At 70.8% G+C, this 13219-nt stretch carries 11 protein-coding genes; 6 read left to right on the top strand and 5 right to left on the bottom strand.

Translation table 11 applies throughout. The features are described 5' to 3' along the window. The first annotated feature begins 11 nt into the window (after nucleotides 1-11). Nucleotides 12-1418, top strand: coding sequence for an OprD family porin (locus tag VPA02S_RS06025; protein ID WP_244883388.1), 1407 nt, complete (start codon nucleotides 12-14; stop codon nucleotides 1416-1418). Between the two features lie 22 nt (nucleotides 1419-1440). Here the strand turns inward: VPA02S_RS06025 and VPA02S_RS06020 are convergent, their stop codons facing one another. Then, on the bottom strand, nucleotides 1441-2697 hold the full coding sequence (locus VPA02S_RS06020) for an MFS transporter (RefSeq protein ID WP_062362814.1): 1257 nt from the start codon (nucleotides 2695-2697) through the stop codon (nucleotides 1441-1443). Then, nucleotides 2684-3217 carry a GNAT family N-acetyltransferase gene (locus tag VPA02S_RS06015; RefSeq protein WP_062362811.1) on the bottom strand — a complete coding sequence of 178 codons (534 nt, stop codon included), beginning with the start codon at nucleotides 3215-3217 and terminating at the stop codon, nucleotides 2684-2686. The genes VPA02S_RS06020 and VPA02S_RS06015 overlap by 14 nt, the downstream gene beginning before the upstream one ends. A 49-nt stretch (nucleotides 3218-3266) precedes the next feature. Here VPA02S_RS06015 and VPA02S_RS06010 point away from each other — a divergent pair, with 49 nt between their 5' ends. Beyond that, the gene (locus VPA02S_RS06010) at nucleotides 3267-4208 is read left to right on the top strand and encodes a LysR family transcriptional regulator (protein WP_062364424.1); all 942 of its coding nucleotides are present in this window, start codon (nucleotides 3267-3269) and stop codon (nucleotides 4206-4208) included. Here the strand turns inward: VPA02S_RS06010 and VPA02S_RS06005 are convergent. From VPA02S_RS06005 to ppc, 3 genes are all read right to left on the bottom strand, one after another. Beyond that, nucleotides 4189-5427, bottom strand: a complete 1239-nt coding sequence (locus VPA02S_RS06005) for an MFS transporter (RefSeq protein ID WP_018903235.1) — start codon at nucleotides 5425-5427, stop codon at nucleotides 4189-4191. The two genes, VPA02S_RS06010 and VPA02S_RS06005, sit on opposite strands and share 20 nt — an antisense overlap. A gap of 159 nt (nucleotides 5428-5586) precedes the next feature. After that, nucleotides 5587-6162, bottom strand: coding sequence for a hypothetical protein (locus tag VPA02S_RS06000; protein ID WP_062362808.1), 576 nt, complete (start codon nucleotides 6160-6162; stop codon nucleotides 5587-5589). Then, the gene (gene ppc / locus VPA02S_RS05995) at nucleotides 6159-9002 is read right to left on the bottom strand and encodes a phosphoenolpyruvate carboxylase (RefSeq protein ID WP_062362804.1); all 2844 of its coding nucleotides are present in this window, start codon (nucleotides 9000-9002) and stop codon (nucleotides 6159-6161) included. Before ppc ends, VPA02S_RS06000 begins: the two co-directional genes overlap by 4 nt. An 82-nt stretch (nucleotides 9003-9084) precedes the next feature. Between ppc and hemC the strand changes: the two genes are divergently transcribed. The 4 genes from hemC to VPA02S_RS05975 are packed head-to-tail and all read left to right on the top strand — an operon-like array spanning nucleotide 9085 to nucleotide 13175. Continuing rightward, a complete protein-coding gene (gene hemC, locus VPA02S_RS05990; RefSeq protein ID WP_062362801.1) occupies nucleotides 9085-10011 on the top strand; it encodes a hydroxymethylbilane synthase in 927 nt (308 codons plus the stop codon). A 17-nt stretch (nucleotides 10012-10028) separates the two neighbouring features. Beyond that, a complete protein-coding gene (locus tag VPA02S_RS05985) occupies nucleotides 10029-10802 on the top strand; it encodes a uroporphyrinogen-III synthase (protein WP_062362798.1) in 774 nt (257 codons plus the stop codon). Beyond that, entirely contained in the window at nucleotides 10799-11890 is a 1092-nt protein-coding gene (locus VPA02S_RS05980; protein WP_062362794.1) for a uroporphyrinogen-III C-methyltransferase, read from the top strand. The genes VPA02S_RS05985 and VPA02S_RS05980 overlap by 4 nt, the downstream gene beginning before the upstream one ends. A gap of 1 nt (nucleotide 11891) precedes the next feature. After that, nucleotides 11892-13175 carry a heme biosynthesis HemY N-terminal domain-containing protein gene (locus VPA02S_RS05975; RefSeq protein WP_012746524.1) on the top strand — a complete coding sequence of 428 codons (1284 nt, stop codon included), beginning with the start codon at nucleotides 11892-11894 and terminating at the stop codon, nucleotides 13173-13175. Nucleotides 13176-13219: the final 44 nt, after the last annotated feature.

The raw sequence follows: 13219 nt of genomic DNA, 5'->3' as shown, positions 1-13219 counted from the left end.
AGGGGCAGGACATGATCCGCACGCAATCGGCATTCCCTGCCGCCCGTCCGGCCCCGTGCCGGCGTTTCCCGAGGGCCGGGCGACGCTGCTGGGGCGCCGCACTGATGATGCTCGGCGGTGCCGCGGCCGGTGCCGAAGCCCCGGTTGCCGAAGCCACCGGAGGCTTCGTCGAAGACACGCGATGGAGCCTGCTGAACCGCACCGTCCTTGAACGCCGCGACTACCTGGACGGCGGCAGGAGCAACGGCGGACGCAATGCCGTGCTGCCCAGGGCCAGGCGCAGCGACTACGCGCAGGAATGGGGCTACGGCCTCATGGGCGCGGTGGAGTCGGGCTTCACGCGCGGCGTGGTCGGCTTCGGCGCCGATGCGCACGCCTACTTTGCGCACAAGCTCTCGGGCGACGACCTGCGCGTCGGCAAGGTCCGCATGCTGCCGGTGGACCGCCAGGGCTACGCACAGGACGGCATTGCGCGCGGCGGCGCGGCGCTGAAGGTGCGCATCTCCTCCACGGTCCTCAAGGTGGGCGAGCAGCGCGCCAAGGCGCCGATCTTCAGTTCCTCCGACACGCGCCTCTTGCCCGAGACCATGCGCGGCTGGCTGCTCACGAGCCACGAGATCGACAAGCTCACGCTGCAGGCCGGCCATTTCACCGGCTCGGCCGACCGCAACGCGCGCGGCACCGCCAATCCGCTGGTCGTCAACTACCTCGACCCGAAGTCGCCGCGCGGCGATGCCTTCGACTTTGCCGGCGCCACGTGGAAGGCGGCGCCCGCGCTTTCGCTCTCGGCCTACCTCGGGCGGCTGAAGGACACCTGGCGCACCGGCTACCTCGGTGCCTCCTACGCGGTGCCGCTCGGCGCGAAGCGCGCCCTGGCCTTCGACCTGCAGCTCTATCACAGCAAGGACACCGGCCGCGCGCTGGCCGGCCCGATCGACAACACCACCGCGAGCCTCATGGCCACCTACACGCACGGCCCCCACCGCCTGGGCGTGGGCTGGCAGAAGGTGGACGGCGACACGCCCTTCGACTACCTGACGCGCGGTGCCATCTGGCTCGGCAATGCCGCGCAGCTGTCCGACTTCAATGCGCCGCACGAGCAATCGTGGCAGCTGCGCTACGAAGTCGATGCCGCAAGCTGGGGCGCGCCGGGACTCGCGATGGGCGCCGCCTACATCCGCGGCAGCGGCATCGACGGCAGCCGCGTGCCCGCCCGCGGCGGCTATGCCTGGCTGGGCTACGGCAAGGACGGCCGGCACTGGGAGCGCGACCTCTGGCTGCGCTACACGGTGCAGGCCGGATCGGCCAAGGGACTGGCCTTGCTGCTGCGCTATGGCGAGCACCGCAGCAACAAGGCGCAGGCCGAACTCGACGCCCGCCAGATCCGCGTGGCCGTCGAATATCCGATCGGGAGTTGATGGTGCGAGACGCCGGCGAAGTTCAGCGCGCACGCCGCGCGCGCTCCAGCCGGCCGAAGCGCACGATCATCCACGGCCCCAGCAGCGCGCCGAGCCCGACCGAGCTCCATGCCGCCACCCAGCTGTACGTGCTGCCGAAGCCGAAGCGCGTCTGTCCCCTGTCCAGCACCAGGCCGAACACCCAGGGGCTCAGCGCACCCGCGCCGAAGCCCATCACCGAGCGCACCGAGTACGCCACGCCCAGCCGGTGCGGCGCCACCACGTCGGCCAGCGCGGTCGAATAGACGGAGGAGTCCGCAATCGCGAGCAGGTTGTAGAGGGCGGCCATCACGGCCAGCAGCCACAGCGGCCAGGTCCACATCCAGCCGAACGCGAAGGACATGCACAGGCTCATGAGCGTGGCGGCCATCATGATGCGTGCGCGGCCGAAGCGGTCGGACGCGGCACCGCCCCCGATGCTGCCGAACACGCTCACCAGGTGCGCGAACGCCGCCAGCGCAATGCCCGCGCCCTGCCACGGCGCGGCGCCGCCGGCCGAGGCGACCAGGTAGGCCGGCAGCCAGGCCCACAGCGCCATCAGTTCCCAGCAGTGGAAGGCATAGGCCCAGTTGCCGGCCATCGCGGGCTTGTCGCGCACCGTCTCGGCCAGCGCATGCCAGGTGCCTTCGCGCGGCGGCGTTCCTGCGCCGGCGGCCGGTGCGGGCGGCCGCATGCGCCGCAGCGCCGGCACCGTGAGCAGTGCGCCGGCGAAGGTGCAGCCCGCCGCCGCCAGCAGGCCGAAGCGCCAGTGCAGGGCGTGGCTGAAGGCCGCCACCACCGCCAGCGACAAGGCGTAGCCCATCGACGCCGAACCAAGAAAGAGCCCCATCGCCCGGCCGCGCACGGCGGGCTCGGCGTTGCGCGCGAGCAGCTGCAGGCCCGGCGTGTACGAGGCGCCCGCGCACAGCCCGGCCAGGCCGTAGAGCAGCAGCGCCGAAAGATGGCCGTGCGCGAAGGCGGCAAAAGCCAGTGCCGAGCACGCGCTGACCGCGCTGCCGATCAGGAAGACGCGGTGCGGGCCGTAGCGGTCGGCCAGCAGGCCGACGGCGAACAGCGAACTCATGTAGCCCACGTGCCATGCGCTCTGGATCGAGCCAGCCTGCGCGGCCGTCATGTGCCAGTCGGCCATCATGAAGGGCAGCACGCCGGAATAGGCGGTGACCACCATGGCCTGCAGCAGCCGGCTCGCGCACAGCAGCGCAAGCCATCCGCGCGCGGGGGCCGGTTCAGCGCAGCGCACGTTGCATGAGCACGGTGTCGACCCACTGCCCGAACTTGAAGCCGACGTTGCGCAGCACGCCCACCGTCTCGAAGCCCAGGCCCTGGTGCACGCGCTGCGAGCCCGCATTGGCGCTGTTGCCGATCACCGCCACCATCTGCGCGAAGCCGCCGTCGGTGCAGCGCCGGATCAGCTCCTGGAGCAGCGCGCGGCCGATGCCACGGCCCTGCATGCCTTCTGCCACGTAGATCGAATCTTCGACCGTGTGGCGGTAGGCGGAGCGGCTGCGGTAGGGGCTTGCATAGGCGTAGCCGGCCACCTCGCCGTCCTTCAGCGCGACAAGGTAGGGGAGGCCGCGCGCCAGCACGCCGGCGCGGCGCGCCTGCATCTCTTCGACGCTCGGCACCTCTTCCTCGAAGGAGCACAGGTCGTGCAGCACGTAGCGGCTGTAGATGGCCTGTACCGAAGGCATGTGGTGCGCCCCGGCGTCGAGGATTTCGGTGGAGGCGAGAGCTTGGGTGGCTTGAACAGGCGAAGGCATGGTCCGGATCTTGACGCTGCGCGGACGATAAGTGAAGCTTCGCCGACTGATGCAAGGCATAAGGAATACTTTGGATAAGACGCTCAACCTCGACCAGCTCCGGTCCTTCGGCCTGGTGATCGAAACCGGCAGCTTCTCGGCTGCGGCCGACCGGCTCGGCCTCACGCAGCCCGCGGTGAGCCTGCAGGTCCGCCAGCTGGAGCGCAGGCTCGCGGTGCGCCTGGTCGAGCGCGTCGGCAAGCGCGCCAAGGCCACGCCGGCCGGTGCGGAACTGCTGCGGCACAGCCACCACATCGAAACCGCGGTGGAGAACGCCATCGACGCGCTGGCGGACCATGCGAGCGGCGTCACGGGCCGCGTGCGGCTGGGCACCGGTGCCACCGCCTGCCTCTATTTTTTGCCGGCCGTGCTGCGCAGCCTGCGCGAGCAGTTTCCGGCGCTCGGCATCGTGGTGAGCACGGGCAACACCGACGACCATGTCCGCAAGGTGGAGGAGAACAGCAGCGACCTTGCGCTGGTGACGCTGCCGGCCGCGGGCCGCTCACTGAGCGTGGTGCCGGTGCTCGACGACGAATTCGTCGCCATCGGCCGCAGCGACCTTGCGCCGCTGAAGGCGCGCGTGGCACCCGCCGACCTGGCGGCGCTGCCGCTGGTGCTGTTCGAGCCCGCGGCCAACACGCGCAAGCTGGTCGACCGCTGGTTCGCGGACGAAGGCCTGCAGCCGCAGCCCGTCATGGAACTGGGCAGTGTCGAGGCGATGAAGGAAATGGTGGCTGCGGGGCTGGGCTACGGCATCGTCCCGCGCATGGCAATGACGGGCCGCGGCGCGCACCCGGGCCTGAAGATCAGCCGCCTGGCCCCCCGCATGCACCGCACGCTGGCCGTGGTGATCCGGCGCGACAAGCCGGTCAACAAGGCCCTGCGCGTGGTGCTCGATGCGATCCTTGCGGCGGGCGCACAGGCCAGCCGCGCTACTCGGCCGAAGAAGTAGCGAGCGCGGCGCCGCCGCGCGCCCGGCCCAGCGTGCCGACGATCAGCGCCGCGATCAGCACCAGCACGCCGCTGAGCACCATCGCGCTGGAGATGCCGTGGTTGTCGACCGTCACGCCGCCGATCAGCGCGCCGGAAGCGATTGCCACCTGGAAGCCGCTCACGAGCAGGGCCTGGCCGGCTTCGGGCGCGTCGGGCACGGCCTCCATCATCCAGCCCGTGAGCGCGACCGGGATCAGGCCGAAGGCCACGCCCCAGATCACGACCACCACCGCGCCGGGCACGAAGCCGGAGCCGATCACCGTCGACAGCAGGAGCGCGGTCGCGAGCATCAGCGCCGCCAGCAGGGTGGTGCCGCGCACGCTGCGCGCCACCAGGCTGCCGCCGAGGAAGGTGCCGACAAAGCCCACCGCGCCATACACCAGCAGCAGCGTCGAGACCGAGTTGGGCGCGAGGCCGAACACCTGCTGCAGCAGCGGCTTCAGGTAGGTGTAGGCCGCGAAGTGGCCGGCAATGAAGAACAGCACCGCGAGCAGCCCGACCTGCGCCATGCGCCGCGTGAGCGGCGTGAGCAGGTCGCGCGCACCGATGGCGCGCACCGGCGGTATCGCGGGCAGCAGCCACAGCTGCACCAGCAGCACCGCGGCCGCGAGCGCGCCGGTCACCGCGAACGAGGCGCGCCAGCCGAACTGCGTGCCCAGGAACGAACCCGCGGGCACGCCCAGCACGGTGGCGGCGGACACGCCCGCCAGCACCAGCGACATGGCGCGCGCCTTGGAGGCGTCCGGCACCAGCTGCGTGGCGGCGGCCGGCGCAAAGGTCCAGAAGCCGCCCACGCACAGGCCGAGCATGAGGCGCGCGACCAGCATGGTCGCGAAGTTGGGCGCAAAGGCGGCCAGCAGGTTCGAGGCGATCAGCAAGGTGGTGAGCGCGATCAGCACGGTGCGCCGGTCGAGCCGGCCCGAAGCGACGATGAGCGCGGGGCCGGCAAAGGCCGCCAGCACGCCGGGCATGGTGATCATCAGGCCGGCCGTGCCGTCGGACACGTTCAGGCCGCGGGCGATGTCGGTCAAAAGGCCGATGGGCATGAACTCGGTCGAGACCATGGCAAAGGTGCCGACGGCGATCGAGCCGACCGCCAGCCAGGCGGAGCGGGCGGTCCTGGCGGGCTCGGGCGCAAGATCGTCGATGCAGGGGTTGCTGCTGGGTGAATTCATCATGGGAAGAAGTCCTGGACCGCGTCGGCAAGCGCATACCGACACGTTGTTGCGAAAGGCTTCCCAGTGTCCGGGCGGACAGGCCCGCCACCAAGGGGCCTGCCGGCAGTAGTCAGTTTCCCGGCGGCGAACAATCGACCCTTTTGCCGTTCCCCACCTTCCCTAGATATGCGGTGCGCGAAGCTCCAGCACGCGCCCATCGGCAATGAACGAATCGCCCACCAGCACGCGGAAGGCCGCACCTGCAGGAAACCGGGGGCCGGCGGTCTGCGGCGACAGCAGCTCGATGTCCAGCGCATGCGGCTTGCCCCGCGCGAGCGCTCCCCCCGGCGGCACGAACCAGCGCGCCGAGAAGCCTTCGTTGCCGACCACCAGCGCGCAGCGGTATTCGCCCGGCGCGAGCGGCACGTCGTGCGAAGGCAGTGCCGGCGGGCGCAGCCTGAGCTCGGCCAGGAAGTGGGGCGTGAACGCGCGCGCCGCATCGAAGCCCGCGGGCTCGGCCGGCGCCGCGCGCCGCGGCAGCTTGCCGATGAGCCAGGCAATGACGTTGCCGATGATCGGCACCCACAGCACCATCAGCAGCGTGCCGATGTCGCGCGTGGTCGTGCCGCGCTCGGCGTAGTGCCGCACGATCGCGCCCGCGACCGCCAGGCCCAGCAGGATGAGGACGATGAGCCTGCGGCGGGACTGGATGGTGGTCATCGTGGAGGCATTGCCCTTCGGTGCATTGGCCTTCATCCGGTGTTGCGCAGGCCGGCCGCCACCCCGTTGATCGAGATGTGGATGCCGCGCTGCAGCCGCTCGCCGCCTTCGCCCGCGCGGTAGCGGCGCATCAGCTCGACCTGCAGGTGATGCAGCGGATCGATGTACGGAAAGCGGTGGCGCACCGAGCGTTGCATCTCGGCGTTGCCTTCGAGCCTTTGCTTGGCGCCGGTGATGAGCGTGAGCGCATCGGAGGTGCGGTGCCATTCGGTGTCGATCATCGAGAACACCTTCTGGCGCAGCTTGCGGTCGGTCACCAGCTCGGCGTAGCGCGAGGCCAGCGCGAGGTCGCTCTTGGCCAGCACCATGTCCATGTTGGAGAGCAGCGTGCGAAAGAACGGCCACTGCGCATACATGCGGCGCAGCAGCGCAGTGCGCTCCTTGCGCGCGGCCGGCGTTGCGGCCGAGGCCAGGAACTGCTCCACGCCCGAGCCGAAGCCGAACCAGCCGGGAATGGTGAGCCGGCACTGGCCCCAGCTGAAGCTCCATGGCACAGCGCGCAGGTCGTCGATCTTGTGGCTCGGGTTGCGCGAGGCGGGACGCGAGCCGATGTTGAGTTCGGCAATCTCGCGGATCGGCGTGGAGCCGAAGAAGTAGTCGCCGAAGCCCGGGGTTTCGTAGACCAGCTTGCGGTAGGCCGACATGCTCGCGCTCGACAGCTCCCCGGCCGCCGACAGGAACGTGGCGGGCGCCGACTTGGCCTGCGGCAGCAGCGTGGCTTCGAGCGTGGCGGCCACCAGCGTCTCGAGGTTGCGCCGGCCGATCTCGCGGTTGGCGTACTTCGAGCCAATGACTTCGCCCTGTTCGGTGAGGCGGATCTGGCCGCGCACCGTGCCGGGCGGCTGCGCGAGGATCGCCTGGTAGCTCGGTCCGCCGCCGCGTCCCACCGTGCCGCCGCGGCCATGGAACATGCGCAGGCGAATCGGGTTGGCCTTCTTCTTGTTGAGCTCGTCGAACAGCGCCACCAGCGCGATGCCCGCGCGGTAGAGCTCCCAGTTGCTCGTGAAGATGCCGCCGTCCTTGTTGCTGTCGCTGTAGCCGAGCATCACGTCCTGCTCGGCGCCCGAGCGCTCGATGAGCGCCTGGATGTTCGGCAGCGCATAGAAGGCGCGCACGATGGGCGCGGCATTGCGCAGGTCCTCGATGGTTTCGAACAGCGGCACCACGATCAGGTCGCAGGTGGCCTTGCCGTTCATCGCGCCGCGCAGGAGGCCCACTTCCTTTTGCAGCAGCAGGGCCTCGAGCAGGTCGCTCACCGTCTCGGTGTGGCTGATGATGTAGTGGCGGATGGCCGCCGCGCCGTAGCGCGCACGCGCCGTGCGTGCGGCCGCGAAGATCGCGAGCTCGCTCTGCGCCAGCGGCGAGTACTCGGCATCGGGCACGCGCAGCGGACGCGCGTCGTCGAGCAGCTTGAGCAGCAGCGTCTGCTTCGCTTCTTCCGCCAGCGAAGCGTAGGCCGGCTCGATGCGTGCGGTGGCCAGCAGTTCGGCGATCACGGCCTCGTGCTTGTCCGAGCTCTGGCGCAGGTCGACCGTGGCCAGGTGGAAGCCGAACACCTCGACCGCGCGGATCAGCGGCCGCAGGCGCGGCGCCGCCAGCACGCTGCCGTGCTTCTCGACGAGCGACTCTTCCACCGTGCGCAGGTCGTCCAGGAATTCCTCGGCCTTCGCATAGGGGTTCTGCGGCGGCACGGCGTGGCGCGCGGCCTCGCCGCCGGTGAGATCGCGCAGCGTGGCCGCCAGCCGCGCATACACGCCGGTGAGCGCGCGGCGGTAGGGCTCGTCCTTGCGGTGCTCGCTGGTGTCGGGCGAGCGCGCGGCCAGCGCCTGCATCTCGACCGACACGTCCACCAGCGTGGCGGACAGCGAGAGCTCGCCGCCGAGGTAATGCACTTCGGTGAGGTAGTGGCGCAGTGCCAGCTCGGCCTGGCGGCGCAGCGCGTATTCGAGCGTTTCGGCCGTCACGTTGGGATTGCCGTCGCGGTCGCCGCCGATCCACTGGCCCATGCGCAGGAAGGGCGCCACCGAAGGCAGCACGCCGCCCTGGCCCAGCGCCTTTTCGAGGTCGGCATAGACGCGCGGAATCTCGCGCAGGAAGGTGGCTTCGTAGTAGCTCAGCGCGTTCTCGATCTCGTCGGCCACGGTGAGCTTGGAAAAGCGCAGCAGCCGCGTCTGCCAGATCTGCGTGACGCGGATGCGCATCTGCGTTTCGTTCTCGGCAAACTCGAGCGGCGTAAGCGCGTCCTTGGCGCCCGCGTAGGCGCTCTGGCGCAGCTTGATCTCGTCGCGCGTGGTGAGCAGCTGAGCAATGGCGCGCTCGGCATCGAGGATGCTCTTGCGCTGCACTTCGGTCGGGTGCGCGGTGAGCACCGGCGACACGTAGCTGCGTGCCAGCGAAGCCACCACCTCGTCGGGCTTGACGCCGGCCTTGCGGATGCGCGCAAGGGCGGTCTGCAGGTCGCCGTCGGCGCTTTCGCCCGCGCGCTCGGCCTCGGTGCGGCGGCGGATCAGGTGCCGGTCTTCGGCCAGGTTGGCCAGGTGGCTGAAATAGGTGAAGGCGCGGATCACGCGCACCGTCTCGGCCGCGCTCAGGCCCTTGAGCAGGTTCTTGAGCGCGCGGTCGGCCGCCTGGTCGGCATCGCGGCGGAAAGCCACCGACAGCGTGCGGATCTTCTCGACCAGCGCATAACTTTCCTCGCCCTCCTGTTCGCGGATCACGTCGCCGAGGATGCGGCCCAGGAGCCGGATGTCGTCGATCAGCGGCTGGTCTTCGGCTTGCCGGCGCTTGGGCGGCGCAGGAGTCTTGCTGGCTTTCATTTCGATGTTTTTCCTGGTCTAGAAAGAATGCGCCGCCTGCGTTGTTGCGGCGCAACATGCTAGCATTCCAGAGGTCTTCAACATGTACTTTTTGGGAGCGGCCTTGAGCAATATCGTGATCGCCACGCGCGAAAGCCGGCTCGCCCTGTGGCAGGCCGAGCACGTGCAGGCGCTGCTGCAGGAACGGGGCCACGCGGTCAGCCTGCTGGGCATGACCACGCGCGGCGACCAGATCCTGGACAAGTCGCTCAGCAAGGTGGGCGGCAAGGGCCTCTTCGTGAAGGAACTCGAACTCGCGCTCGAGGAAGGCCGCGCCGACATCGCGGTGCATTCGCTGAAAGACGTGCCGATGGACCTGCCCGAGGGCTTCGTGCTGGCCTGCGTGCTGGAGCGCGAAGACCCGCGCGATGCGCTGGTGTCGCCGCGCCATGCCTCGCTCGACGAACTGCCGCAGGGCGCCGTCGTCGGCACCTCCAGCCTGCGGCGCGTGGTGCTGCTGCGCGCCTTGCGGCCCGACCTGCGCATCGAGCCGCTGCGCGGCAACCTCGACACCCGCCTGCGCAAGCTCGACGAAGGCCACTACGACGCCATCGTGCTCGCGGCGGCCGGGCTCAAGCGGCTCGGGCTCGAGCATCGCATCCGGGTCGCCTTCGATCCCGACACCATGCTGCCGGCCGCGGGGCAGGGCGCACTCGGCATCGAGGTGCGGGCCGACCGCACGGACCTGATCGCGCTGCTGGCCGCCTTGTCGCATCCGCGCGATTGGCTGGCCACCGCCGCCGAGCGCGCGGTGAGCCGGTCGATGGGCGGCAGCTGTTCCATGCCGCTGGCGGCCCATGCGCGCTGGCAGGCCGACGGTGCGCTGCGCGTCGATGCGGCCTGGGGCGACCCCGAAGGCAACGCTGCGCTGGTGCGGGTCCATGCGCAAGCGCCGGCCGCCGACTTCGCGCAGGCCGGCGCCCTCGGCGAGCGTGCCGCCGCGCTGCTGCGCGACGCCGGCGCGCACTGAAGATTCTTCAAAGAGCGATGGCTGCCAAGCCCGTCATCGTCACGCGGCCGGCGCGCGAGGCCGCGCAGTGGGCGGACGAATTCCGGGCCGCCGGGCTGGACGCCGCGGTGCTGCCGCTGATCGCCATCGAGCCCGCCATCGAGGTGGAGCCGCTGCGCGCAGCGTGGAAGCATCTTCCCGACTACGCGGCGCTGATGTTCGTGAGCGCCACGGCGGTCGAGCATTTCTTCCTGCATGCGGAAGAAGGGCAACGCGCAACCGGCCCGCGCTTCTGGGCCACGGGACCGGGCACGGCGCGCGCGTTGTTGCGTGCCGGCGTGCCGCAAGACGCCATCGACGCACCGCCTCCCGACGCCGCCCGCTTCGACTCCGAGGCGCTGTGGGAGCGCGTGAAAGGGCAGGTCGGCCAGGGCGTGCGCGTGCTGATCGTGCGCGGCGGCGATGCGGCCGGCCAGCCGAGCGGACGCGACTGGCTCGCGCGCGAGATCGACGCCGCAAAGGGGTTGCGCGACACGGTGGTCGCCTACCGGCGCCTGCCGCCATCCTTCGACGACGCGGCGCGTGCGCTGGCACTCGACGGCGCCGCGGGGCGCGCGGTCTGGCTGTTCAGCAGCTCGGAGGCCATTGCCAACCTGTGCGATGCCATGCCGGGCACCGGCTGGCATGCGGCATGCGCGGTGGCGACCCATGCGCGCATCGGCGAAGCCGCGCGGGCCGCGGGATTCGGTGTGGTGCGCGTGTGCCCGCCGCTGCGGGAAGCCCTGGTCGCGTCGATAGAATCCTTCACATGAGTGCTGCGTCCCCGTCCGACGACTTCTCCCCCCCATCTGCCGCCGCGCCGGTGCCCGCCACGCTGGCGATGGCGCAGTCGCCCGAGTCGCAGGCGGCCGCCGCAACAATGCTCTCGCGCGTCGGCTTCGGACTGCTGGCCATCGTGGCATTGGCGGCCCTGGTGATGGCCATCTCGCTGTGGCAGAAGGTCGGCGGCATGCAGGAGCAGCTGGCGCGCCAGAGCGCCGATGCGCTGGCCCAATCGCTCGAGGCGCGCACCCTGGCCCGCCAAGCCATCGACACGGTGCGCGAGACCGCGGCGCGCGCCGCGCTCACCGAAACCCGCGTTGCCGAGGTCGCGCTGCAGCGCTCGCAGCTCGAAGAACTGATGCAGAGCCTCTCGCGCTCGCGCGACGAGAACCTGGTGGTCGACATCGAATCGGCCGTGCGCCTCGCCCTTCAGCAGGCGCAGGTCACGGGCAGCGTCGAGCCCCTGCTCGCGGCCCTCAAGTCCGGCGACCTGCGCATTGCGCGCGCCGCGCAGCCCCGGCTGGCGCCGCTGCAGCGCGCCATGCAGCGCGACGCCGACCGCCTGCGCAGCAGCGCGAGCGCCGACAGCGGCGAGGCGCTGCAAAAACTCGACGAGCTGATGCGCAGCGTGGACGACCTGCCGCCGCTCAACGCCGTGGCCATGCGCGGCTCGGGGCTCAATGCCTGGCAGCCGGAACCCATTCCCGCCGATGCCGCCTGGTGGGAGAGGGTGCTGCTGACGATACGCGCCGAAGCGCGGTCGCTGGTGCGGGTCGGGCGCATCGAGCGGCCCGAGGCGGTGCTGCTGGCACCCGACCAGACTTATTTCCTGCGCGAGAACCTCAAGCTCAAGCTGCTCAATGCGCGGCTTTCGCTGCTGTCGCGGCAGGTCGATGCCGCGCGCAGCGAACTCGCCACGGTGGCCGCATCGCTGAACCGCTATTTCGATCCCGCATCGCGGCGCACGCAGGCCGCCGCCACGCAGCTGCAGCAACTGCAGGCGCTGATGAAAACCGCCGAACCCCCGCGCATCGACGACACGCTGTCGGCGCTGGCCACGGCCGCGGCGGGGCGCTGAGGTGAGAGCCGCCCTCTGGCTCCTCGCGCTGTTCGCCGTCGCGGCGGCGGTGGCGCTGTTCGCGGGCAACAACCAGGGCACGATCACCGTGTTCTGGCCGCCGTGGCGGGTCGACCTGTCGCTGAACCTGGTGCTGGTCATCCTGCTGGCCGCGTTCGTGCTGCTCCATCTTGCATTGCGCGGCCTGGCGGCCTTGTTCTCGCTGCCGACCCAGGCGCGCCAATGGCGGCTGCAGCAAAAGGAACGCATGCTGCACTCGGCCCTGCTGGACGCCATGGTGCAGCTGCTGTCGGGCCGCTTCTCGCGCGCGCGCAAGGCCGCACAAGCCGCGCTGGTGCAGGAGAAAACGCTGGCTGCGCTCGGCGCGAGCCTGCCGCAGTCCCAGCAGGTGCGCGTGCTGTCCCACCTGCTGGCTGCCGAGAGCGCGCAGGCCCTGCAGGACCGGCCCGCGCGCGACGCCCACCTGCAGCAGGCGCTCAACGAAAGCGTCGAGCGCAACGTGCTCGCCAGTCCCGAAACGCGCGAGGGCGTGCAGCTGCGCGCTGCGCGCTGGGCACTCGAAGACCACGATCCCGCGGGAGCCCTCACCCGGCTCGAGGAGCTTCCCCAAGGCGTGCAGCGGCGCACGCTCGCGCTGCGCATCCGGCTGAAGGCGGCGCGCCAGGACGGGCGCACGCTCGAAGCGCTGGAAACGGCGCGCCTGCTCGCCAAGCACCGGGCCTTTTCCGATGGCGCGGCGCAGAGCATCGTGCGCGGCCTCGCGACCGAGCTGCTGTCGGGCGCGCATGACCCGGCACAGCTGCTTCGCGCCTGGGCCGAGCTCGACGCGGCCGAGCGCGAAATGCCCGAGGTCGCGATTCACGCCGCCCAGCGCATGGTGGCGCTGCGCGGCGACCTGTCGCTGGCGCGCGGCTGGCTGCTGCCGGCCTGGGAGCGCATGGTGTCGCAGCCCCGGGGCCTGGGCGACACGCTGCGCGTCAAGATGGCGCGCGCCCTCGAGGCGGGGCTCGACTCGGTGGATGCCGATTGGCTGGCCCGCATCGAAACCGCGCAGCGCAACAACCCGCGCGACCCCAACCTGCAGTACCTCGCGGGCATGGCCTGCATGAAGCGCCAGCTCTGGGGCAAGGCCCAGCAGCTGCTGATGCAGGCCGGCCTGGGCCTGCAGGACACGGAGCTGTACCGGCGTGCCTGGCTGGCACTGGCCGAACTGGCCGAAACGCGCGGCGACGAAGAGCAGGCCGCAGCGGCCTGGAAGCGCGCAGCGCAGACCGAGAAGGCCTGACCGGCATCGGCACCGCGCTGCGGCGCTTGCCGCTCTTGCGTTCC

Source organism: Variovorax paradoxus NBRC 15149 (assembly GCF_001591365.1).
GTDB lineage: Bacteria > Pseudomonadota > Gammaproteobacteria > Burkholderiales > Burkholderiaceae_C > Variovorax > Variovorax paradoxus.
This window is presented reverse-complemented; position numbering and strand designations above follow the sequence as displayed.